This window comes from Paenibacillus sp. S-38 (assembly GCF_049942825.1).
In the GTDB taxonomy this organism is placed as follows: Bacteria; Bacillota; Bacilli; order Paenibacillales; family NBRC-103111; genus Paenibacillus_G.
The window spans coordinates 2,335,124-2,358,687 of sequence record NZ_CP187970.1 but is presented as its reverse complement, the minus strand read 5'-3'; the positions used below and the strand labels follow the sequence as shown (position 1 = coordinate 2,358,687).

18 protein-coding genes and 2 pseudogenes are annotated in these 23,564 nt (G+C 52.6%); 3 read left to right on the top strand and 17 right to left on the bottom strand.

Annotated features, from left to right (window positions below; translation table 11 throughout):
- The first annotated feature begins 143 nt into the window (after positions 1-143).
- Both ACP26L_RS11025 and ACP26L_RS11020 read left to right on the top strand, forming a co-directional pair.
- The gene (locus tag ACP26L_RS11025) at positions 144-1,184 is read left to right on the top strand and encodes a LacI family DNA-binding transcriptional regulator (protein WP_426452565.1); all 1,041 of its coding nucleotides are present in this window, start codon (positions 144-146) and stop codon (positions 1,182-1,184) included.
- Positions 1,185-1,355: 171 nt separating this feature from the next.
- Positions 1,356-1,743, top strand: a pseudogene (locus ACP26L_RS11020) (IS6 family transposase); the annotation flags it as partial.
- 280 nt (positions 1,744-2,023) lie between these two features.
- On the opposite strand, the gene ACP26L_RS11015 reads toward ACP26L_RS11020, so the two are convergent.
- Positions 2,024-2,440: a hypothetical protein gene (locus ACP26L_RS11015; RefSeq protein WP_426452564.1), complete on the bottom strand. Its 417-nt coding sequence runs from the start codon at positions 2,438-2,440 to the stop codon at positions 2,024-2,026.
- A 53-nt stretch (positions 2,441-2,493) separates the two neighbouring features.
- On the bottom strand, positions 2,494-2,784 hold the full coding sequence (locus ACP26L_RS11010) for a hypothetical protein (RefSeq protein ID WP_426452563.1): 291 nt from the start codon (positions 2,782-2,784) through the stop codon (positions 2,494-2,496).
- Positions 2,785-3,180: 396 nt separating this feature from the next.
- On the opposite strand from ACP26L_RS11010, the gene ACP26L_RS11005 reads away from it, so the two are divergent.
- Positions 3,181-4,248, top strand: a complete 1,068-nt coding sequence (locus tag ACP26L_RS11005) for a LacI family DNA-binding transcriptional regulator (protein WP_426452562.1) — start codon at positions 3,181-3,183, stop codon at positions 4,246-4,248.
- Between the two features lie 213 nt (positions 4,249-4,461).
- On the opposite strand, the gene ACP26L_RS11000 is transcribed toward ACP26L_RS11005, so the two are convergent.
- From ACP26L_RS11000 to ACP26L_RS10930, 15 genes and pseudogenes are all read right to left on the bottom strand, one after another.
- On the bottom strand, positions 4,462-8,439 hold the full coding sequence (locus ACP26L_RS11000; RefSeq protein ID WP_426452561.1) for a cadherin-like beta sandwich domain-containing protein: 3,978 nt from the start codon (positions 8,437-8,439) through the stop codon (positions 4,462-4,464).
- A gap of 428 nt (positions 8,440-8,867) precedes the next feature.
- A complete protein-coding gene (locus ACP26L_RS10995; RefSeq protein WP_426452560.1) occupies positions 8,868-9,464 on the bottom strand; it encodes an MSMEG_1061 family FMN-dependent PPOX-type flavoprotein in 597 nt (198 codons plus the stop codon).
- Between the two features lie 25 nt (positions 9,465-9,489).
- A complete protein-coding gene (locus tag ACP26L_RS10990; RefSeq protein WP_426454898.1) occupies positions 9,490-10,485 on the bottom strand; it encodes an ABC transporter substrate-binding protein in 996 nt (331 codons plus the stop codon).
- Positions 10,486-10,527: 42 nt separating this feature from the next.
- Positions 10,528-11,562: a FecCD family ABC transporter permease gene (locus ACP26L_RS10985; RefSeq protein WP_426452559.1), complete on the bottom strand. Its 1,035-nt coding sequence runs from the start codon at positions 11,560-11,562 to the stop codon at positions 10,528-10,530.
- Positions 11,563-12,600: a FecCD family ABC transporter permease gene (locus ACP26L_RS10980; RefSeq protein WP_426452558.1), complete on the bottom strand. Its 1,038-nt coding sequence runs from the start codon at positions 12,598-12,600 to the stop codon at positions 11,563-11,565.
- A gap of 319 nt (positions 12,601-12,919) precedes the next feature.
- Positions 12,920-13,630: pseudogene (locus tag ACP26L_RS10975) on the bottom strand (helix-turn-helix domain-containing protein); the annotation flags it as partial.
- A 9-nt stretch (positions 13,631-13,639) separates the two neighbouring features.
- Entirely contained in the window at positions 13,640-14,596 is a 957-nt protein-coding gene (locus ACP26L_RS10970; protein ID WP_426448119.1) for an IS30 family transposase, read from the bottom strand.
- 202 nt (positions 14,597-14,798) lie between these two features.
- The gene (locus ACP26L_RS10965; protein WP_426452557.1) at positions 14,799-15,374 is read right to left on the bottom strand and encodes a LysE family translocator; all 576 of its coding nucleotides are present in this window, start codon (positions 15,372-15,374) and stop codon (positions 14,799-14,801) included.
- 208 nt (positions 15,375-15,582) lie between these two features.
- Positions 15,583-18,204: a phosphoenolpyruvate synthase gene (gene ppsA, locus ACP26L_RS10960; protein WP_426452556.1), complete on the bottom strand. Its 2,622-nt coding sequence runs from the start codon at positions 18,202-18,204 to the stop codon at positions 15,583-15,585.
- 237 nt (positions 18,205-18,441) lie between these two features.
- Positions 18,442-18,654, bottom strand: coding sequence for a hypothetical protein (locus ACP26L_RS10955; protein ID WP_426452555.1), 213 nt, complete (start codon positions 18,652-18,654; stop codon positions 18,442-18,444).
- 104 nt (positions 18,655-18,758) lie between these two features.
- Positions 18,759-19,187 (bottom strand): SRPBCC family protein, encoded by a 429-nt coding sequence (locus ACP26L_RS10950; RefSeq protein ID WP_426452554.1) that lies wholly within the window; start codon positions 19,185-19,187, stop codon positions 18,759-18,761.
- A 311-nt stretch (positions 19,188-19,498) separates the two neighbouring features.
- Entirely contained in the window at positions 19,499-20,203 is a 705-nt protein-coding gene (locus tag ACP26L_RS10945) for an ECF transporter S component (RefSeq protein ID WP_426452553.1), read from the bottom strand.
- A gap of 1 nt (position 20,204) precedes the next feature.
- Positions 20,205-21,857 carry an ABC transporter ATP-binding protein gene (locus ACP26L_RS10940; RefSeq protein WP_426452552.1) on the bottom strand — a complete coding sequence of 551 codons (1,653 nt, stop codon included), beginning with the start codon at positions 21,855-21,857 and terminating at the stop codon, positions 20,205-20,207.
- Positions 21,824-22,711 carry an energy-coupling factor transporter transmembrane component T gene (locus ACP26L_RS10935; protein WP_426452551.1) on the bottom strand — a complete coding sequence of 296 codons (888 nt, stop codon included), beginning with the start codon at positions 22,709-22,711 and terminating at the stop codon, positions 21,824-21,826. The genes ACP26L_RS10940 and ACP26L_RS10935 overlap by 34 nt, the downstream gene beginning before the upstream one ends.
- A complete protein-coding gene (locus tag ACP26L_RS10930; RefSeq protein ID WP_426452550.1) occupies positions 22,708-23,562 on the bottom strand; it encodes a DUF4430 domain-containing protein in 855 nt (284 codons plus the stop codon). Before ACP26L_RS10930 ends, ACP26L_RS10935 begins: the two co-directional genes overlap by 4 nt.
- Positions 23,563-23,564: the final 2 nt, after the last annotated feature.

The following is a 23,564-nucleotide window of genomic DNA, read 5'->3' as shown; positions in this document are numbered from 1 at the left end:
ACCTTCAATTGCATTTTTATTTACATTTGCATCTTTTTCTGTTGCTCTTTCCTTCGATTTGTTATACAGTTACCCTATAGACCTTCATCTGATGTCAAAACCCGTTCATCGATGCTGAGCATCTATTAGTAAAGGGGTAAATCATGCGCAAAGAAAAAACTACTGTGCAATCCATAGCCGATTCATTAGGGTTATCCAGAAATACAGTTTCCAAGGCACTCAACGGCAACGAAAGCCTTCCGGTTGAAACGCGAAATAAAGTATTAAAGCGGGCGATTGAACTCAATTACAAGCAGTTTGCCTATGTCGACATGGATAGCGTTCTCACAAAAAAAACAGGAAATATTGCTCTGCTAACTTCGAGCATACCCACCAATTCTCATTTTGGAGCCTCCTTATTAAGCGGACTTGAGAAAAGGGTCAGTTCCGAAGGTTATAATTTATCGTTCCACATTGTACGCGAAACGGAGATCGAGTCTCTCCTTCTTCCCAATAATTTTGATAGAAACAAAGTAGATGCGATTATCTGCATTGAATTATTCGACCCCAAGTATAGTCAGTTCATTGATCAGTTAGGTATTCCAGCTATTTTCATAGATGGTCCTGCAGATATGATGTACACCGACATACATTCTGATGTGATTTTGATGGAAAATGAACATAGTACATTCGTCATGACAAAAAAATTGATCGATAAAGGCCTACACAATCAATTAGGGTTCATCGGGGATTATAATCATTGCAAAAGCTTTAATGAAAGATGGGCAGGCTTTAACCGAGCGCTGGTCAGCTCCCTTCTGCAAGTTAACCTATCATATTGTATCGTTGACGAAGACCGTTTCATATGCGATGTCAAATGGCTGGAAAAAAGGTTAGAAGAGATGAAGCCTCTCCCCACCGCTTTTATTTGTGCCAACGATTTTATTGCTATTAATGTCATGAAGATTTTAAAAAGTAAACATGTACAGATTCCTGAAGATATTACGATCTGTGGTTTTGACGATTCACCTGAATCCGAGATTGTAGAACCGCATCTTACGACTGTCCACATTTTCAGAGACGAGATGGGGATTATCGCAGCAGAATTGCTGTTGTCACGGATTCATGATCCTTACAAACCGCCTCAAGTCATTCACGTTAAAACTACCCCCATTTTTAGAAACACTACAAATGTATCTCATTGAAAGTTTCAAACACGTAGTTCTCCCCCTCACGTCGACTTGAAGTTGACTTGAGGTTTTTAGTTTTGTACGGTTGTGGTGCAAAAACTTTGGCTGAACTGAAAATGTGGGATGGGGTATACAAATATGGAAACGATATCGAATTTGTTCAAATGGAAACATTAAGAGGCGGAAATTATTTTGTTAACTGTTAGATTAGTATTTGAAATTTGTTTGAGTTATCGTGATTTAGCAGACATGATGAAAGAACGAGGATTGAATATCTCTCATACGACGATCATGCGATGGGTCTATCAGTTCGGGCGTGAAATAGACAAACGAATTCACCACGATTTAAAAATAACAATCGATTCTTATCGAGTGGATGAAACTTACATCAAAGTTAGAGGTCATTGGAAGTACCTTTATCGAGCAGTAGATTCTGAAGGAAGCACGATAGATTTCATGCTCTCCGAAAACCGCGATATAACGCTTTTTCAAGAATGCGTTATCATCGCCACACAATCAATTGCCGCGAGTGATTACGGTGGATAAGAACCCTGCTTACCCAGCGGCATTAGAATAGTTAATAGTTTAAAAGGAGCTATCGAAGCGGATGAAATGTCAGGATGCCTTTCTGCAACTGAGCTAAAGCGCGAACCCACTTCTTATTGAAATAAACAGAAAGCACCTTAATCCATCGGCTGTAGTGAAAGTTCAAGGTGCGTGCATATTTCTCTTGGGTTACCAGCCCAGATTTTCGTAACTATCAATTAGCAAATTGCTCTGTCACTCTCTTATAAAGTTTTATTTTGACTTAATTCCGAGAGTCTTTGCAGTCTCTTATGGAACCATTCTCTGGCTTATTCCTCTTTGGTCATTTCCATAAGAATAGACCTTTCAGTTATATCAATAATTCTCCGATAATTATTAATTTCTGGAACATTAAAAAAACCTCTCGCAGCATACTCTTCAAATATACTTAAATCCACTCTACAACTTCGTATTAATACTTCACTTCCCATTTTCTTCAATACCTCCTGAGGGCAAAAGTTTAGTTTCTCTTTAAAAATAAATGACCTATATTTACTCTTTACAGTCGTAGTTCCTTTTGAAGCTAACAAATTGACAATGTTATCCAGAATAAGCCCCCACTCTTTCGAGATAGACATATTTAGAAATTTCACCTCTTTCCAAAGATATACTTTTTGAGAAATACTCATTTGATTCAATAATGAATTCTCTTCAACAGCAAATTTCTTTTCGCCATGATTTTCCATAACGTTTGGATAGTACTGAACACTTTTGTGTATTTCGTAATTAGTTGCATTTTTTAAGTGGCAATCTCCTCATAGTCTAAGAACTGCTCTTTAATAGAAGCAGATATAGACAAGATGCCTAACTCATATAAAAATCGATTGATATTTTCATGATCATATTTGTATCGGAAAACAGTCTTAAATTTGCCTACAACCCCATATTCGGGCCAGGTTTCACATTTTACTTCCTGACTTTTTAGGGCATCACGTATTAGCTCTTTAATTAATTCAATTTTCTTTTCCGTATACTTAAGTTTCTGATAATTCCCTTTCGCAATAAATAAATCAAACTCCGACAGACTCATAGACTCCTCCAAACGAATCAACAGGCTAGATTAAAACCCTCTATAATTTAGTGCACACAGAACGAACATGCTTGTCTCTCTGGCAAGGAAGTCAATGTCCAGTTCTGGATCTTGTAATACTGACTCAAAAAATTCCCAGTGCTTAAACATCAAAATTGAACTTATTATAAGCGTCAGTGTAAGGTCGAGAGAATTATACAAAAACAATCCATAATCTTTTCCTAAGACATGAGGAGAGCAGATCCCCTTCTTTTTCTTTACAATTGCATAGCCGATTGTTCATTTGTAACTTTCTTGTGTTGATATTTCGGTAGAATTAGTATACATTGAATGTAATTTCGATGATCTCCGCCGGCTCAACGATCCGGCCATCTGTCCCATAGAGGAGTACTTATCATGAACAAAGAAAAAATTACGATTCAACATATAGCCGACTCGCTGGGGTTATCCAGAAACACCGTCTCCAAAGCGCTGAACGGCAGCGAAACCATCCCGGCCGAGACCCGAAGCAGGGTGATCAAGAGAGCCATCGAGCTCAAGTACAAGCAGTTCGCCCTGATCGAACCGGAAGAAACTTCCTCCAGGGCTCCGGGCAACATTGCGCTCTTCACCGCCAACATGCCGCATAGCACCCACTTCGGCACCTCGCTGCTGAGCGGATTGGAGAAGATGATCAGCACGGAAGGGTTCAATTTATCCATCCACATCGTACGGGAGACCGAGCTTGAAGCCTTAACGCTGCCTGTGAATTTTGACAAGACGAAGGTGGACGGCATCGTTTGTATCGAGCTGTTCGACAAGAACTATACCGAGTTCATTCACAACCTGCAGATCCCGACCATCAGCATCGACGCGCCATCCGATCTCCTGGGTCCCGACCTGGGGGCCGATGTGCTCTTGATGGAGAATGAACACAGCACCTTCCGGCTGACCCAAACGCTGATCGACAGCGGCCATACCCGCCTCGGATTTGTCGGCGATATCCGCCACTGCCGGAGCTTCCATGAACGCTGGACCGGATTCACAAGGGCGCTGAGCGCCGCCGGTCTGCCGCAGGATCCTTCGCTGTTCATTACGGAAGCGGACCGTCTGATCTCGAACCTCTCCTGGCTGGAGGAGAGAATCAGCCTGCTGGACGCCCTTCCTACCGTCTTCGTCTGCGCGAACGATTTTATCGCCATCAATGTCATGCGGATCTTAAAGCAAAAACAGGTGCGCATACCTGAGGATATTGCGGTCACCGGCTTTGACGATTCTCCTGAATCCCAAATCGTCGAGCCCCAGCTGACCACCGTCCATATTTACCGCGACGAAATGGGCCTCCAGGCGGCAGAGATGCTGCTGTCCCGGATCCGCAATCCGCACAAGCCTCCCCAGGTCACGCACGTGCAGACCAAGCCGGTGTTCCGGAGCTCTGCGGCTGTGCCGGTGTCCCGACAAAAGGAATATAAAAAGATCACGTAAACCAGATTCTCCTCAAGAAAAAGGACCTCGTCCTCCACTTTACAGTGGAATTTGAGGTCCTTTCGTTTGAACATTGGCGCCCTCCCATGTCATGCGAACATTTTGGGGGCAGCCCCTGTAAACCTGCCTTCATCCGGCCGGATGCAATATTCACAGCAGTTCAGCTGCAGGTTTTCCTTCACGGCCGGCTCGCAGGTACTTTTCTTAGGAAGCTCACTGGCTGGCGGTCTTAAAGTTACCTTTGGAGTCCACCGTCAGGATCAGCGTGGTCGCGCCTTTCTTCAGCGCATTGTTGATGTAGCCCATGTCGACCGTATATTTGGCCGATTGGATCCGCAGCTGCAGCCGTTTGATTCCTTTCTTCGATGCCTGGCTGAACTCCTGGAGCGGCACGCGGATCTGCGCTTCCTTCACGGTGGTAGAAGACTGCAGGGCGACCGCAGCCGTATCTCCGCCTGCCGACTGAATCATCTTACGGATATCCTGTGATGCCACGGCTTCAGACACTTTGCCGTAAGCATCCGTCTTGACAGGCAAAGTTAAGGTTCCGTTCAGAACGTGCTTCACCCGCAGAACCGCTTCTCCGGTGATGCCGGAGCCATCCTGTGCGGCAGCCCTTACTTTAACGAATCCCGCACCGCTCGTCTGAAGCACGCCACGATCCGTCACCTTGGCGATATTCGTTGCTGCGCCGTTCAGATCCGTGACACTCCACTTCACTGCCGGATTCGTCGCGCTGCCCGGTGTAACCGCCGCATGAAACGGCAAGCTGCCTGGGCCGGTAAATTCCGTCACGTTCCCTTCCGCCGTAACTTGGATGGCGGTAACGGAAACGCCCTTGATGGTAATGCTCCGGCTGCCCGTCAAACCGGAGCCGTCAGCGGCAGCAGCCGTCACCTTCACCGTGCCGGCCGAGGCTGCCGTGAGCGTACCCTTGGCATCGATCGACGCCAGTGACGTCGGGGAGCCGTCCACGCCCGTAACCGACCAGTTCACACTGCCGACGTTCGCCGCCGAAGGCGTAACCACGGGGAAGAAGCTCAGCTGCCCGCCGGCCGCTACTTCATCGGCAGCGGCATACACGCTCAGTTCGGACGCCGGAACCGCATGGGTGCGGATGTTCGGTACAGGCGGCTGCTCCATGCCGTTCCCGAGGTAGTAGCTCAGATGCGGCGGTTGGTTGTAGCCGGTATTCTGCCAAGCGATGCCGAGCCGGTAGACCGGATCATGCATCAAAGTAACGAAACGATGGTCAGTCCGATCCGTCGTCGAATAGATGCGCAGCTCCGAGCTGTCGTCGGTGCGGACCATGACCTCCTCCCGCCAGTCGCCGAACAGATCGGCCTGCAGGGAAGGATTGCCCTTCGTATCATTGTTGGATGACGTGCCTTCGAACGTGACAAGATTGTTCAGCCGGTTGTTTACGTAGTCCCATTTGTCGATCTTCGGTGTGCCCTGTCTCACCGGGGTTGTGGTCCAGTTATGATCGAGCAGCTCCCTGCTCAAATCGCCGTCCCACCAGACCGCGAAATTCGAAGACGGGATACTGCCGGAGATTTTCTCGCCCTTCGCGCTGAACAAGCCGCCCGTGGTACTGTTCCACTCGCCGTCGATGGCCCACACCTCTTCGCCCCGCCGGGTAGGGTCGATGTCGGCGCTCAGTCCGCGGCCGACGTCGATGCCGACCTGCAGCTGGCCCCACAGCACTCGACCGGTCTTCGCGTCCTTCATCTCCGCCGAATACTCAGCCGCCGTGTTCTCCTGCACGGCCCATTCTTCCAGCCCTAACCGGTCGGGATTCAGATCGCTCAGATGCATCGCATCGCCGTGCCCGAGTCCCGAGCTCCAGAGGCCCGTACCGTTGTCGTCGATGGCGGCAGCTCCGGTAATAATCTCATCCCTGCCGTCCCCGTCCACGTCAGCGACAGACAATTGATGGTTGCCTTGCCCCCGGTAGGCTTCGTTGCCCGGCGTATTCGAATCGAAGGTCCATAGCTTGGTCAGCTTGCCGTCCCTCCAATTGTAGGCGACCAGCACCATACGGGTGTAGTAGCCGCGCTGCATAATCACACTCGGTCTTTCGCCGTCGAGATAAGCGACCGCCGCCAGGAAGCGGTCCACCCGGTTGCCGTAGGCATCTCCCCAATCGGAGACATTGCCTCTCTCCGGCTCATATGCTTCTGTAGCCAGCGCTTTACCGGTAGCACCTTCAAATATCGTGTGATATTCCGGTCCGGTAAGAATGTAACCGCTCGAATTCCGCCAATCGGCATTCGTGTCACCGATGACGTTCCCCTGCCCGTCGATCGTGCCGTCGGCCGTGCGGAAGGTGACTTCGGCCCTGCCGTCCCCGTCCAAGTCATACGCCATCATGTCGAGATAGTGGGCGCCTGCACGGATGTTACGGCCCAGATCGATCCGCCACAGGAACGTGCCATCCATCCTGTAAGCGTCTACAAGCGTACTGCCCGTATACCCGCTCTGCGAATTGTCCTTGGCATTGGTCGGATCCCACTTCAGGATAATCTCATATTCCCCGTCTCCGTCCAGATCGGCGGTTGTCGCATCGTTCGCCCGGTACGAATAGGCTTCGCCGGACACCGTAACGCCGTCGGCCGGCTTACGGAGCGGGACACTCAGATAGTTCGTATCCCATACTTTAACGGTTTCCGATTGCTTCTGTTCGACTCCATCCACTACAGTCCGGACGAAATACGTGGAGCTGCCCGTTCCGGCCGGATCCACCATATTGGTACTGCCGGTAATCGGCGAGGTGTTCACCTTGACTCCGTCACGGTACAGGTTGAACGCCGCATTCCCGGGATCCGTACCCAGCAGGCGCCAGCCGGCATAGACACCGTCCTGCGTTTTCATGGCAACGAGGCCGCGGTTCAAGCTTTCCATTTGGCGGGGAGCAAACTTCACCGGCGTCTCCTGAACGGTGACTCCCGAAGATTCGGTGCCGTCCGCATAGAAGCCTTTGACGATGAAGGTATACGTATTCCCGTTCGTTAACCCTTTTACGGTGGAGATGTAAGTCCCCTTGGGAACCGTATCGACCAGAGTCAGGCCCTGATCCGCATTCACCTGATAGATATGGGCCGATTGATAGGTTGGGTCCAGCGTCTCTTCCCACCCGATCTTCACTTCCGAATCGCGGGGTTCCGTGGCAACGAATTTGAGATTCGGCGATTTCTCCAGCTTGGTCACGTGAATGGTATAGGTTCTCGAGATATCGGAGTACACCGCGGAGGTCACGCTCACCGCAATATTCGTTGAAGCCTCCGTGATCGGTACGTCGGCGGACATCCCGCTGTCGACGCCGGTCTCTCCCACTTTCACCTTCACGTTCCCCGGATTGCCGGCTGTAGGGATCACGGTAAGGCGGTCCGTGGTAGAGGGAACCTCGACTTCATACGATTCCACCGTCGGATCGAACACGGGGCTCAGCTTCGGAGAGTAGCCTTCCGAGGCAAGCTTCAGATCGGCCAAGGACAGATCGAGCGAAGTCAGACGCACGTTCGTCAGATTGATGGTTCCACCGCCCGGATTGACATAGAATCCGAAGGAGCTGATTTTGGATCTGCTGCTGTAGAAGTTTTCATTCCAAGAGACCGTTTTCCCGTTATTGAGATCCGTCATCGTTATGGTATATACTTGCCCCGGGATATTGAACACGATCTTGAACCGGTACCAATGGGTCACATCATAGGGAACCACATTGGTCGTTGACGAACCCCCGCGCTTGATGACGCCGGCATCCATCTGATAACGCAGAGCCGCCGCACTTGTCGCGTTCACTTTGCCGTCCATCACCCACAAGGTCCCGCCCTTGCTCGTCGGCATATTCGCGTCGAACTCCATGATCATGCCGCCGCCCTGCGCAGTGAAGCGCTGGCCGACATAGATCGAACCGGTGGTATTGTTGGTGATCGACCCGTACGTTCTTCCGGTAACCGTATCTTGAACTACGGTCATGTCGGGAGTCGATCCCTCCTTCGTCCAATTGTTACCGCTTCCAACTGTGAACGGACCGGGCGCATAGCTGCCGAAATTATCATCAGCCAGCACCGAGTCTGCGGCGAACGCCGCCGGTGGAGCAACCGGAAAAACCATCGCCAGCACCAACAGGACGATCATCAGCTTGGACCATTTCAATTTCGCTGGGGCAGCCTTTCCTCTCTCTAACATCAATTCTTCCTCCTCATCATAAGTCCCGATACTCACACAAGTTACGTATGACCCGCGCTTCCAAGTCCAGGCAAGTTCCCTGTACTGCCGTCCGTCCCATCCACGAAGACGAACGCAATTCTACTGAACACCTCCTCCTTCCCCCTCGGTAAGGTGATCATCCGCAATACCGACAGGACTGCTTTATCAGTGTATAGTCAAAAAGAGGCATATGAACATGCAAATTTCAGTGTTCCTTGTTCAAAAAACCGGGGTGCAAAAGAGTCCAAGCGTCCAATTGCCGCAAAAAACGCAGATCTTATCCAGCTTTCCTGCACCGCGGACAAGGGGACGGCCCGATTCATGCGGCAGGGTTCGCTTCAAATGCAAACAGGGAACAGCTGCTCCCTCCGGACGGTCTGTTCCCTGTCTGTTCCTCACCTGCTTCATCATGTGTTAAGCTTATAGCCGTTGATCTTCAAATGCGCATGGAACATCTCTTTCGACGAAGGAAGCGCCTCCGGCTTCGGCCACGTTCCCGAATTCCAGATCGCAGAAGATTTCAGCGCTCTGGAGCAGTGAATGTAACACGCCTGCGCCTCCACCACCACGCCAAGCTGCGGCGTCTGGCTTCCTGCCTGCAGCTCGCTCAGCACCTTGGGCGTCCGTATGATGCGGGCCCGGCCATTGATCCGGAGCACCTCCTCCATGCCCGGAATGATGAACACCATGCCGACATGCGGGTTCCCTAGGAGGTTGAGCAGGGAGTCGGCACGCCGGTTCCCCTGCCGCTCCGGGAAGATGAGGTGCTTCTCGTCCCAGACCCGGACGAAACCCGGAGCGTCTCCGCGCGGGGATACATCACAGCTCCCGTCCGCATGGGAAGTAGAGAGAAAAAAGAGGGGAGACATGGCGATGTATCGCCGAATCTGGTCATCGAGAATCCCCACCGCTTTTTGCACCATGGCTTCATGCGGAAAGCCGACGACCGCCCGCAGCTCCTCTTCCGTCGTGATTTCGTCCGCGTACAAATCGAGCTGCTCCATTTTGTCCTCTCCCTTCGTGCCCCGGTTACTTCTTCAGCATGCTCGACAGGACATTGTCGATCATCTGGCTGTTCGCAATCGTTCCGGTATACAGCCAGCTGGCCGACTGGTCGTATTCATAGACATGCCCGTTCTTCACCGCGGGAATGCCGGCCCATACCGGATCCTTCAGCAGCTCATCTTTCGTGACGCCCTTGCTGTTCACGATAAACATATGGTCGATCTTCATCTGAGCCAGCTTCTCTGCCGCAATCGGATTCCAGTTCGCGGTAGCCGTTTTAGAGATTTCCTTGATTTCATCCGGCGGCGTCAGTCCCAGATCCCGGTAGAGCACGTCACCGCTGGATAATTTCTCGTTCGGCACATAGACGGCTTTGGCGGTTACCCAGAGAACGGCCACGGACTGGGTTCCGACCGCCTTCTGCAGCTGCTCCTTCGCATCCTTCACTTTGAGATCGTAGTTCTCCAAAGCTTTTTTGGCTTCTGCGCTTTTGCCCAGCACATCGCCCACCGTCAGCAGCTCCTGCCGCCAATCATTGTTGACCCCGCTCCCTACCGTGAAGGTCGGGGCAATTTTGGCATATTGGGCGTACTTGTCTCCGGCCACCTGCTCCGCACTATCCACGAGGATCAGGTCCGGAGTAAAGCTCATGACCGATTCGAAGGGAAGATCGCTTGGAATCGTCGGAATGCCGTTCAGCTCTTTCTGCAGGTAGGCCTGCACCGATTTGCCGCCGCTGACCGACCACTGGGCGACCGGCTTGACCCCAAGAGCAACCAGGTGATCCTCCAGGTAGGAGGCGATAATGCGCTGCGGGTTCGCCGGGATCTTCACTTCATGCCCCAGCGCATCTTTCATCGTGCGCTCAGCTGCAGGCTTGGCCGTCTCGGACGCCCCAGGGGATGCGGCCGGAGAGGAACTGCCTGCCGCCCCCTGCTCGGTCGAGCTTGCGCATCCGCTCGCTGCGATGGCTGCGCCTAATACCACGCCCAACAAGGAATATGTACGTTTCTTCATTATAAGATGACCTCCGTTGATGTTATCGAGTAAGGGAATAAGGAATTAAGCTTTCGATTTGGACAGCAGATATAAAAAATACGGTGCGCCGATCACCGCGACGACAATGCCGGTGGGCACCTCGGATGGCTGCAGCATCCACCGGCCCAGCGTATCGGCTGCGAGCAGCATCAGAGCGCCGGTAAGCGCCGAAGCGGGCAGCAGGTACCGGTGCTTTGGCCCAACGAGCAGCCTTGCCAGATGCGGACCGATCAGTCCGACGAAGCCGATCCCGCCGCCGACCGCAACACATACGCCGGCCAGCACTACGGCCGCCGCCAGCAGCCTTCGGCGTTCCCGTTCGATGGCCACCCCGAGCCCGGCCGCCACCTGTTCTCCCAAGTGCAGCACATCCAGCACACGGGCCTTGTAGAAGACCAGGGGAAGCAGGATGAGCATCCAGGGCAGGACGGCCGTGACATACTTCCAGCTCGTCCCCGATATGCTGCCTGCAAGCCATACCGCGACGAATTGGTACTTCTTCGGATCGAGGCGGATTGTCAGCACAAGCATCAGGGCTCCCATGCCCGCCGCCACCGCGATGCCGATCAGAATCAGCCGGGTGGAAGAGATGCCCTGCTCCTTTTTGTAGGCGAGCAGGTAGACCATCGCCGCCGCCGTTCCCGCCCCAAGCAGGGCCAGAAGCGGCATGAAGAATACGGGGGCCTCCTCTTTCACAGGAAAGAAGGAAATATACAATACGACCGCCAGACCTGCTCCGGCATTGATCCCCAGCAAGCCCGGATCGGCCAGCGCATTGCGGGAGACGCCCTGCAGGATGGCTCCCGATACGGCGAACCCCGCTCCGACGAGCAGGGAGATCACGATGCGGGGCAGCCGGAAATCAAATAAGATCAGCTTCTGCTGATCCGTGCCGCCTCCGAAGAGCGTTCGGGCGACATCGGCGGGAGAGAGGCGGATCACCCCTGTATTCATGCTGATGATAAAGGCAAGGAGGATCAGCACACACAGGCCTGTTATGACAGCTGCGGCACGTGCTGCACGATGATTCCTGTCCGGAGCCGCTTGCAAATGCACCACCTAGAGCTCCCTCCTTTCCCTGCGTGCCAAATAAATAAAGAATGGAACCCCAAGCAGGGCGATGACCGCCCCGATCGGCGTCTCGAACGGCGGGTTCACCATTCTTGCGCCGATATCGGCGAATACCATGAGCAAGCCGCCGAGTATGGCCGAACAAGGAACGATCCAGCGGTAGTCGCTTCCGACGAAATATCGGGCCATGTGCGGAATCACCAGGCCGACAAAACCGATCGGTCCGACCGCCGACACGGCCGCCCCTGCGAGCACCAGCACCAGCACCGAGCCGCAGAGCTTGATCCACCCGGTCCGAATGCCGAGTCCGACCGCCATCTCTTCGCCCAGGCTGAGCATCGTAACGGACCGGGACAGCAGCAGTGCGCCAATCACACCGGCGATCACCCAGGGAGCCATCATCTGGACCTGCAGCCATTTGGCGCCGGCCATTCCTCCGGCATGCCAGAACACCAGATCCTGCGCCATATGGGAGTAGATCGCCGTTCCTTCGCTGAGAGCGACGAGCAGCGCACTGACCGTCGCCCCGGCAAGCGCCAGCCGAACCGGCGTCAGCCCGCCCTTGGCAAGCGCTCCGATCCCGTAGACCAGGCCGCTTCCCGCGGCAGCGCCGAGGAACGAGAGCAGGATCAAGTATTGGAACGGCAGGTTCGGCAAAAATGCAAAGCAGAGAGCAAGTGCCAGACCGGCTCCGGCATTCACTCCGAGCAGACCCGGATCGGCGAGAGGATTGCGCGTCATGCCCTGCATGATCGCTCCCGACACGGCAAAGCAGGCGCCGACCATCGCCCCGGCCAGGGCTCTCGGCAGGCGAAGCTCCTGAATGATCCGGTGCTGCGTCGCTTCGGGATTAAAATGAAACAGCGCGTCCCACACGGTGTGGAGTCCGATGTCCGAAGCGCCTACCGATATCGATAGCCCGAGGCCAAGCAGAAGTGCGATTGTCCCCCCAATCATGATGAGCGCTGCCGTCACCGGACGCGACCGGATGACAGGCTGAACCGGTTTATTCCATGATGTCTCCATCCATTTTCTTCCCCCGACGAGTTTCAGTGATAAACGTTCTCAATACTAAAGGATAATGATAATCATTATTAATTGAACTGTCAATGCCTTGAAGGCGAATTTAACATGAATTCAAAGTGCGGCCGCTCCGCTGGTGCTGCGGTACAGGCAGACAAGGGGAACTTAACCCTCCACAAAAGCAAAGAGGCTCAGGCGGGACCCCTCCCCACCTGAACCTTACCTAATCCAGACCTTTGAAATAAGTTTGTAAGGCCTCCGAACTTGTTCCCGCGGCTCCAAACATCGTGTCCGGCCCCGTCCACTCTCAGTACCTTCCTCCTCAATTTAGATGTGACAGATATTCAAATGCCGTTGTTCCATATACGCTTTTAAAATGTCTATTGAGATGGGTTAAATCAACAAAACCGCATGCAGCTACCGCTGAGTAAATATCCCTATGATTTTCGATTACTTGCTTTGCGCGTTCAATCTTGCAGTTAAGAAAGTATTGATAGGGTGAAATTCCGGTATGAGCCTTGAATAATCGGATAAACTGGAATTTCGATAAGTGCAGCTCTTTACAGATTTCATCAAGCTTAAGTACATGCTCCATGTTCGATTGAAGCATCTCCTTTGCTTTTCTAACCAGCGCATTATCTTTTCTGTCGTCTGTAGAAACATTGCTGCAAACCAGACGATCCGCAAGGGATAAGAGCAATTCGCTGGATAACGCCTCATCTTGTTCACTTAAGACGGATTGAGCAAGACGTAAGATTCGTTGTTCCAGACCATAGTCATACACAATAGGAGTTGAAAATCGTACGATTTCCTTCTTCTCGGCAGCCTCTAAGAGCAATGCGGGATCAATATATAACATCACATAATCAAGGCCCGTATGATCATGAGCCATTCCGTCATGGGCTTGTTCCGGGTTAAAGAGCATAATCCCATTCTGATAGGATAATTGCAAAGCGCCATCCAAGTTATAGTGCTGGATACCGCGCAGCGTAACTCCTACGGCATACTCCTGGTGAGCGTGCTTTTTATATTTGATGGATTGTCAAGCTAAGTGCGACAGTTCTTCCATGAAGGATTCGTAAGCAGATTTCCAGCCAAGACATTTTCGAGGTCGATGATTGATCAGATCGATGGCTTCTGCCAGCTCTTCATCCGTAACCGTGGCCAGATCATAACCCTTGGGGAAAAACTCCCGTAAAAGTCCATTTGCATTCTCATTAGAGCCTCGCTGCCAAGAAGAGTAGGGATCTGCGAAATAAACATTGATGTTATGATGGTGTTCAAGAGAGGCATAACAGGCGAACTCTTTTCCACGATCAGTTGTTGCCGTTTGAAAGGTTCCCTGCGGATATTGGCTCACGGCCACCCCAAAGGCCACCTCCATCGAATGTGCTGTACGATCCGGCATCTTTATAGCGAGGTAGCGACGTGTCTTTCGCTCGACGAACGTAGCTGCGCAGGCCTTACTGCTTCCTCGGCTGGAGACCACGGTATCGATCTCCCAATGTCCGAAGGTTGTGCGTTTACGCACTTCTTTGGGGCGCTGGTGAATCGACGTCCCAACCAGAAACCTTCCCCTTGTTTCCTGGGGTTGCCGCCGCTTTCCTTTGTGACGCAATACATCTGTCTCTGAAACGGACAACCGGCGGTCATAGAGCCATCTGTAGATCGTCTTAAAGCAAACCAATGGCTTTCCTTCGCATCTGCGTCTTTCGGCGATCTGCTCGGGTGACCAGGTTTGTTCTAATTTCTCTTGCACCTCTGCTGCAAGCTCCGAAGTAAATTTACCGACCGGTACGCTAGCCATTCTTCGTTTGTGATACGCATTTTGAGCTGGCAGGGCGACGTAACACTGTTCGTACTGGCCGCGTTTAAGTTCACGGGCAATAGTAGCATGATGCCGCCCGAGCTGACGGCCAATGGCACGTGTCGACCAGCCAAGCCGATACAATGTCTCTAGTTGTCCACGCTCAATTATGCTAAGATGGGAGTAGCTCATGTAGGGGTTCTCCTTGTAAATGGTGTTGTGGTGACTTCCATTTTACACGAATCCATACATGGGCCTTTTGTTTTTTCTAACTGTCGCACTTCATATTACAATCTGTCATTTAAATTCCGTCATACTTGCCGATAATGCAGTAATCCCCGCGGATTTTTTATAGACGAATTTGTCCATTTCAACCACCTCTGAGTAAACTTGCCTACATCCATATCATAACGGCAGCGTAAGCTAAACATAAGGCCATGGTTACATTCACTGTCTTATTATGCTTTTGTAAAAAATCCCTGAAGACTGAACCGAAAAGAACCCAAGCAGTAAACGCTAAAAATCCGATGAATGTAATCGCCAGTACACTTATCGGCACCACAGAGACCGCGTTGTCATAAGGCATAACGAAAGTGGGAATTACAGTTATGGTAAACAGGATCACCTTTGGATTTAAAAACTGCATAAGAAAGCCGGACAGAAAGGTAGCCGTTTGGGTTACAGTCGGATTCGATGGATCCGTTTGGTAGAGTTGATATGCCAGATAGAGCATATAACCGCTTCCGATGATCTGCATCCCCATGATCAGTTTCGGTATGACCGTGATCAGCATCGTATTCAAACCGGCGGAAATAACAAGCAATACACAAAAACCAATGGTTGCCCCATAAGTATATTCCATTGCCTGCTTTGCCCCAAATCGATGCACCGTGGATAAGATCACAATATTCGTTGGTCCCGGTGTAAATGTAGCAATCAAACAATAAATCAAAAAAGATGTAATATCCATGAGAATGCTCCTTTCAAGCTCTTCTCACCTATCCTACATCTCAAAACGGAAGGACATATAGTATATTATTGCAGACCAGGATCTTCTTCCGCTACGGATCTGAGCCCTAAACCTATCTGCCGGATTCAACGAAAAAGGGAGCAGCTGCCGCGCGGCGATCTACTCCCTGACCATACACTTTTATTCCCAATTCTTAAATAACTTACCTCTAATTATCTAAAATCTCAATATACCCTTCGGTTCCATGCACGCGAATCCGCTGCCCATCTTTAATCCGTGTTGCCGCATTCTCCACTCCGACAACGGCTGGCAGGCCATATTCCCGTGCGATAACGGCTCCATGGGTCATCAGTCCGCCCACTTCGGTGACCAGGCCTTTGATGGATACGAATAATGGCGTCCAGCTGGGGTCCGTAAAGGCGGTGACTAAGATATCTCCCTCTTCTAGATCCGCATCCTCCATGTTTAAAATGACACGCGCACGTCCCTCTATAACTCCGGCAGAAACAGGAAGGCCAACAATAGCATCGGCGGGGACATTTTCTCGTTTGTACACACCTGCAATGATTTCACCGTCAGACGTAATCACGCGAGGTGGAGTCAGCTTTTCATATAATTGGTACTCGTCTTTTCGTTGGCTGAGGATCCCGTAATCCAGTTTATGGGTGCGTACGACTTCGTGCAGCTCTTCAAAAGAGAGATAGTAAACATCTTCTCTTTCAGTAATGACGCCCGCTTGTACGAGCTGTTCGGCTTCTTTCAGGATAGCCTGCTTATAAACGAAGTAGCGATTCACATAGCCATATTTGGGATATTCACGATAACCGATGAAATTCCGGATTAAGTCGATCTTTCGTTTGGTCTCTTTGACTTTTTGTTCCCCATCCGGTAATAGCTTCAACCGTTCCAACAACTCTTGCTCTTTCTTCAATGCTTCCTGCCGCCCTTGCTCAAATTTCCGGTGGCTGGCATTAGGCTCAAAGTTTTTGATATTATTCAGAATCATGGGGACCAGCGTAATTGGTTTTTCGCTCCAACGGGTTCTGGTAATATCGATTTCTCCGGTACACCGCATCCCGTACTTACTGAGATAAGCGTGGATTGCGTTTTGCGCTTCCTGTCCGCCTTCAAACCTAACCAGCTCATCCAGGAAGTGATCCTCTTTTACCTGCTGTAAATAATCAATCACGTCCGGATAAGGACGAATCGCATCGGCGACATCCAACAGCGCCAATCCCATTTCCGAAGTAATATTGTTTGGCACCGATTGAGAAAGCGTATCTGCTGCGTTTTTTTCACCCAGCCACTCCATCATCTTTTCATTGATCCATGATGAAGCATCCATAGCAGCCATAAACACCGCCGTACTTTGCGGGTCAAATAAGATCTTCTTTAACTGCTGGATATCTTCCAGGATAAAATCAAACAAATCCGATCCTGATTTCGTTCGGATGGTTTGCTTCAACTCTTCGATCGAGGTTTGATTACGCTGAATCAAATCTGAAACGATAGACGGATCGTTTTCGAATGGCGGCTGGGCGCCCGCAGGCGGCATCCCTTTACTACCTTTACTTGGACCGGACTCTTTTTTGTCATTTGGCAACGATTTTATAAAATCTCCTCGTTCTATGATGGTCATCAGTGCGTCTTTCATGAGCGGATCGTGTTGTTCCATGGCATTTAATAAATTTCCTCTGCGGTCAGGTGAAGCCAGCATAGGGGTAACATCAACAAACAACCTTCCGCCCGCTTTACGCATGGGTGCCGGAGTGATTAACAGGTAAAAAGACAATCCCAATGGTTTGATGGGGTCGGTCATCATTTGTTGATGACCCACAGATATATAGACGTGATTTTCTCCATCCTTCGCTTCAGGGATCGGGTATAGCGTAGTGATCGGCCGACTCTGGACAATATAAAAGGTATCGTGAGCCAAACACCATTCGATATCCTGCGGGCAGCCAAAATGGGCTTCGATCTGTCTGCCGATGCGTGCCAGCTGTAAAATTTGTTGATCAGTAAGGGTCTGGGCCTTTTGCTGATCGGGATCGATCTGACGGGTCTCTGTTCCGCCTTCTTTTCGTCCATAGACAGCCAATGTTTTGGCGGCTATCCTCTTCTCGACGATTTCCTCCTCCCGTACTTTATAACAATCGGGAGTGACCAAGCCGGAGACCAGCGCTTCTCCAAGTCCATAACCGGCATCAATCGACAGCAGCTTCCGGTTAGAAGTGATCGGATCAGCAGTAAATAAAATCCCTGAAGCCTGGGGAAAAACCATTCTCTGCACGACAACGGATAATGAAACTTGACTGTGGTCAAATCCATTTTGCATACGGTAAATGACCGCGCGGTCCGTAAATAAGGAAGCCCAACATTGGCTGATATGCTGCAGGATGGCTTCTGTGCCGATGATATTTAAATAGGTGTCCTGCTGACCGGCAAAAGAAGCATGGGGTAAATCTTCAGCCGTCGCACTGGAACGCACGGCATAAGCATGGTCATTGCCATACCGGGAGAGATAGTGAGTAACGGCTTCTACAACATCGGAAGGAATTTCTGCTTCCGTAATGATTTGCCGTATCTTCCCGCTGATGTCACCAATTTGATCTCGATCTGCTGCATGGAGCCCAGAGAGTCGATCCAACAAAGCATGATACGTTTCGTTTTGTGCGATGGCTTGCTGATATCCCAAGGTGGTTACACAAAATCCTTCGGGTACTTGAATGCCTTCCAGTTTTGCCAATTCCCCTAATTTCAACCCTTTTCCGCCAACGAGTAAAAGCTGCGTTTTTTCCATTTCCTCAAAACCAAGAACCAAAGAACTCATTCCATATCTCCCCTAACCATGAAATTGAGAAAAAACATTTGACAAGAGTTCACCGGCGTGGTACATTTAAATTGTAAGATACGATAATTACATCCATGTGAGTTTTTCAAAGTCGTGATCTGATTATAACATCGCGTCTTTTTATATGCAATAAAAAAGAACCTGATATGCGCAGGTTCTTTTTTCATTTGCCCTTATCCTTTGCAAACACACGCAGCCCCCCGTCCAATAGCTCAATTAGAAACATGGACGATTGATATCTGGTACATACCCACAAAATTCAACAGCCCGATCTTGAAGCATTTGAGCTTGTTTGGATTTGCCTACAAAAATCCACTCCAACCAATCGGGGAATACAACAATCCTCCCATCAGCAAAAAAAACATAGCTAATGTGATAAAGATGTGCTTTAGGATACTCATCACCATCCCAACTGACTTCCCTTTTCATTGTGCCGTGCCCCTTCGGAATCTTTTCCAAGCTATCCTGCCGTTAACGTAAAAAAGCTGCCGATCGTGCAGGCAGCCTCCAGGGTTATTTGCGAAGCATACGATTTAATTAGACTCTTCCACATATGTTTTGAAATGATCTAGAATTGCCTGCCATCCGGCTTGCTGCATCTCGACGGCGTTGGTTGGTTCCGCCTCAAAGGATTCTATTATTTTCGTGTCGTTTCCTTGGGGAATAAAAGCGATTTTTACTTTTCTGCCATCAGCGATCGTATAAGAAATGCTCTCGTGAAGACTTACCTCGTCGTATACTCCGCTGAAATCAAATCCAAAGCTGCCGTCCTTGGCTTCCATTCTTGAGACAAACTTCCCCCCGGCCTTCAGATCATTCTCTGCGTATGGCGTGTGCCAGTCATCCGAAGCCTTATTCCACTGCATGATATGCTTCGGTTCCGTCCAATAGGCCCACACGGTTGCTACATCAGAATGAACGATCGTTTCTACTGTAATCGTTACCGGATTACTCGTTTCCATCACATAACCTCCCGGAATATTCACTATATTGGGTAAGAAACACTTGCTCGATCATCCCCGGCTGCTTTCGACCCGACCTGTCATGGTGAATTAAACTATCGATAACGCGGTAAGCTCCTGGTTCATCCTCTATGATAACAGAGAATGAGCGGCAATATTTCTTTTTATTTGCTTTTTAGCCCTTCTCCCAGAGATGCTCTATCGTTCTCCGAAAGCGTGCTACTTGATTAGAGTTCGCTAATAAAAATGAGCAGTCGTCGTCATGACGAACTGCTCATATGCCCGCGCGAGCCGGAAGCATAGAATCTTAATTAAAGCTGTTTGTCGGAAGAGAGCTCCAGCAGCCCGTACTTTCGCTTGTACCGCTCCAGAATCTTCATCCACCCGGGACCCAGCAGCGCGAGGAACAATACATTGCAAAGCGCATGGGCGAGGTCAAAATAAAAGCTGGCGGCATACGCTGCGAGGACCGACGGCCAGGTCAGATCCTGGCCCATGTTGGCGAGAAACCAGATGTTCATAATCCATCCGAACAGGAATCCCCATACAAATCCGAAGGCGAGCAGCAGCAGGCGGTTCTTCAGCCAGCCCCATTGATACAACGTTCCCGCCGTCCAGCCGATCAGGCCCCAGCTGAACATTTGCCAGGGGGTCCAGGGGCCCTGCCCGAGGAACATATTGGACACCAGGGCGGCCACCGCCCCGACCATAAATCCGGTCTCCGACCCGAACACAAGAGCGGAGACGACAATGATGAACGAGGTCGGCTGCACACTCGGCAGCGCGGCAAAGGGAACGCGGCCGACCGCGGCCAGAGCGGACAGAACGGCCAGCAGCACGAGTTCCCTCGCCTGGATCGACCGTCTTTCGAAGCGGAGAAAGAACGGCGCGATCGAGGCGCACACCAGGAATAGCGCCAGGGGCAGATACTGGTCGTCGGCCGCCCAGGTCGTAAAGGCCAGCCCCCCGAAGAACAGAAGAATGACAACGAAAAAAGCGATGCGGGACCGCCTCATCTCAATTCCACCTCAGCAGCTGGCTCATCGCCGTCGTATAGTACAAGTTATCGCTGAAGAACAACGGGGGCGGCCCGTCGCCCGCGAGCATCCCGTCGAACATGATCGCGCAGCGGGTGGCATAGTCCGCAGCAAATTCCACATCATGCGTGACCATCACAATGGTTTGGCCCGCCTGCTGCAGCTCCCCGAGCCGCTCCCCCCACCGGCGTCTGGCCGCAGGGTCGAGCCCCTTGGTCGGCTCGTCGAGCAGCAGAAGACCAGGGCCTGCGAGCAGCACGGCAGCCAACGCCGCAAGCTGGCGCTCCCCTCCGCTGAGATCATAGGGGTGCCGTGCTAGCACATCGCCGAGACCCAGGCGCTTGACCATGGCATCGGTGCGCACCGCCACCGCCTCCGTGTCCAAGCCCTGTCCTTGCGCCGCCCTTGCGGCAGCGGCATGAAGCTCCGCCTCCACCGTTTCTTCGATGAAAAAGGTCAGCGGATTTTGATCGAGATACCCTACCCTCGCCGCTCTTTCGCGGGCTTTCCACTTGCCCAGGTCCTTCCCCTGAAGCAGAACCCTGCCCTTCTGGGGCTTCAGGATACCGGCCATCGCCTTGAGCAGCGTCGTTTTGCCTGATCCGTTGGCGCCCAGGATGGCTAATACTTCCCCCTCCCGCACTTGGAGCGAGGCATTCTTCAATACAGGTGCGGGGTCCTTCGGGCCATACTGCCAATACAGCTCCCGGCACTCCAGCAGAAGGGAGCCCAGCTCCTTCTTCGCCGTCTCCGGCGTATTCATGACGGCCGGACGGCTCACACCCCCGCTGTTCCTCCCCCGCTGCAGCAGCACTCGTCCTTCCTTAACTGTAAGAGGCAGAGGATCGTCCAGCTGCCGGTTCCCCTGCAGAAACCATCCCGGAATCGGCGGAACAAAGTCGCGCCACACCTCCGCCGGATCGGACCAGAGGGCCTGAACGGCTTCCCGCGGTGTGCCGGTATGGCGGATCGAGCCGCTGTCCATGGCAATCACCCGGTCCACGACGGGCAGCAGCTCTTCATACCGGTGCTCCGCTACAAGGATGGTCAGCCCGAGGTCGTGATTAATCCGCTGCAGCAGCTGGATCAGCTCGCGGGCGGCAAGCGGGTCGAGCTGCGCCGTCGGCTCGTCGAGCAGCAGCAGCCGGGGCTGCAGAGCCAGCACGGACGCGAGCTGCAGGAGCTGCTTCTGCCCGCCGGACAGCTCATGCACATACTTGCCGAGCAGCCCGTCGAGGCCAAAATAGTGGGACAGCTCCGCCGCCCTCCGCCGCATGAGACCGGACTCAAAGCCCAGGTTTTCCATAGGGAATACGAGCTCGGACAGCACCCGGTCCGTTACCGTCTGGTTCTCCGGGCTCTGCTGAACCATCCCGATATGCCCGGAGAGCACCCTTTCGTCATAGGAGGACAGGGGGCGTCCTTCGAATAGAATGTCCCCGCTCCTGACGCCGACAGGCGCAAGCTCCCTCTTGATATGGCGGAGCAGCGAGGTTTTGCCGCAGCCCGTGGGCCCGCAGAGAAGCACGAATTCGCCGGCTTGTACGGTCAAGTTTACCCCGTCCAGCACCGCCTGCTCCCCGTCCGGATAACGAAAGCTTACATCCTGGATCTCCAGTATCGCCACAGCCACATCTCCCTCCCTTCTATGATGACCGGCACAGCTGCGAACAGCGCAAAGCACCCGTACGAAAGCAGTTCCCAGCCCTGCAGAGTAACGGCCCCCAGCCCCGGGAAGATCTGGTAGGTTCCATAGCCCAGCAGCCGGAATCCGATGCAGGCGGCAAACAGTCCGAGCAGCGCCGTCAGCAGCGCCCAATCCCGGGGCCGCATGAGGAATTCCTCATACCGGCCCCGCGGGCCCGAGCCGTATCCTTTGGCCTTCATGGCGTCCGCCGTCTCCAGCGCCTCCTCGAGACAGAGGGTCAGCAAAATTTGCAGAAGCTTCATTCCATCCGTCACCCGCTTGCGCAGGCTTCCCTCACCTACATCGATCCCCTTGGTTTGCTGGACCGCAGCGATCTCCCCCAGCCTGCGTTTCAGCAGCGGAACAAAGCGCATGGACATCACAATGAGCAGCCCGAGCTTCGGGAACACCGAGCCGAACAGATACAGGAACCGGGCAGGTGTGATCACCGCGTTAAAAGAGATGAACAAAACCAGGATCAACATCAGGTTCACCGTCGCAAAGAGACCATAGGCAAGCGACTCGAGCGTCACCGGCTGGTCCCAGAAATAAAACAAAATATGCCGCCCCCGATGAGAGAACAGCGGGTTGATCAGCGCATACAGCAGGGATACCGGAAGAAAGAACTTCAGCATGCCGCGCAAGGCCGGCATTTCTCCGTTCAAAGCCACAAGCAAGATAAGCAGGAACAGAAGCGTCAAGATATAGACCGGATGGGTTATGATAATGCCTAGACTCAGAGCCCCCATATAAAAGAAAAAGCAGGGAAACGGATGAAACGACCGGAGTCCGCTGCTCATTTCATCTTCGCCCCTACGTCTTCGCCAAGGTCCAGCGTATAGAACCATTCGATCCGATCGCCCGCCTGCAGCTTATAGGCGCCGGCTCCCTCACTCGGCGCTTGTCCATTGACCTTATATACCCATCCGCTCTTGGGCCCTTGGTCGAACTCGTATAAGTTATCGATGCCCTGCACATAGGCGTAAGCGCCCTTGCCCTGGAATTCCATCTGAAGCTTGTTCGCTTTGGCTGCCTGCTTGAGAACATCCAGTACGGTCGCCCCATCCTGGAAGGACACGGAGGTTTCTTGCAGAATCTCACGCGCCCCGTCCCCGGTAATGCGGATGGTCAGCTCCGCAGGCACGGGCGCCGGTGCCTCGGCCGAAGCAGGCTGCGCCGGCACAGCCGGTTCCGCCGCTGTCGGCTGTGCGGCAGCGGACGACGCGGCTCCAGCCGGAGCCGGTACAGCCGCCGCCTCGCCCGCGGGCAGGGCTGCCGGCGGAGCCGCTGCACCGCCCGCGGCCGGGCCATCCGCCGCGTCGCCGGGCTGAGCCGCCTGGGCAGGCGCAGCGCCAGGCAACGCCTGCCCGGCTGAGGCGGCCCCGGGCTGTGCGCCCGCACCTGGCACCGGCGGCTTGTCCGCCCCCTGCGCCGTCGGCTCCGCGCCCTCAGCGGATGCGGCTTCAGCCGGCTGGGCCGCATCTGCCGGAGGCGCTTCGGCCCCTGCATTCGTCTCGCTGGCAGCCGCAGCGGCCGGAGCTTTCTCCGGTGCAGGAGCCTGCACCGTTCCGGCGGCCGGCTGCCCCTCGCTGCCGCAGCCGGACAGCATAAGCGCTGCGGCGAGCCCCAGCAGGAATATGCATTGTTTCATCT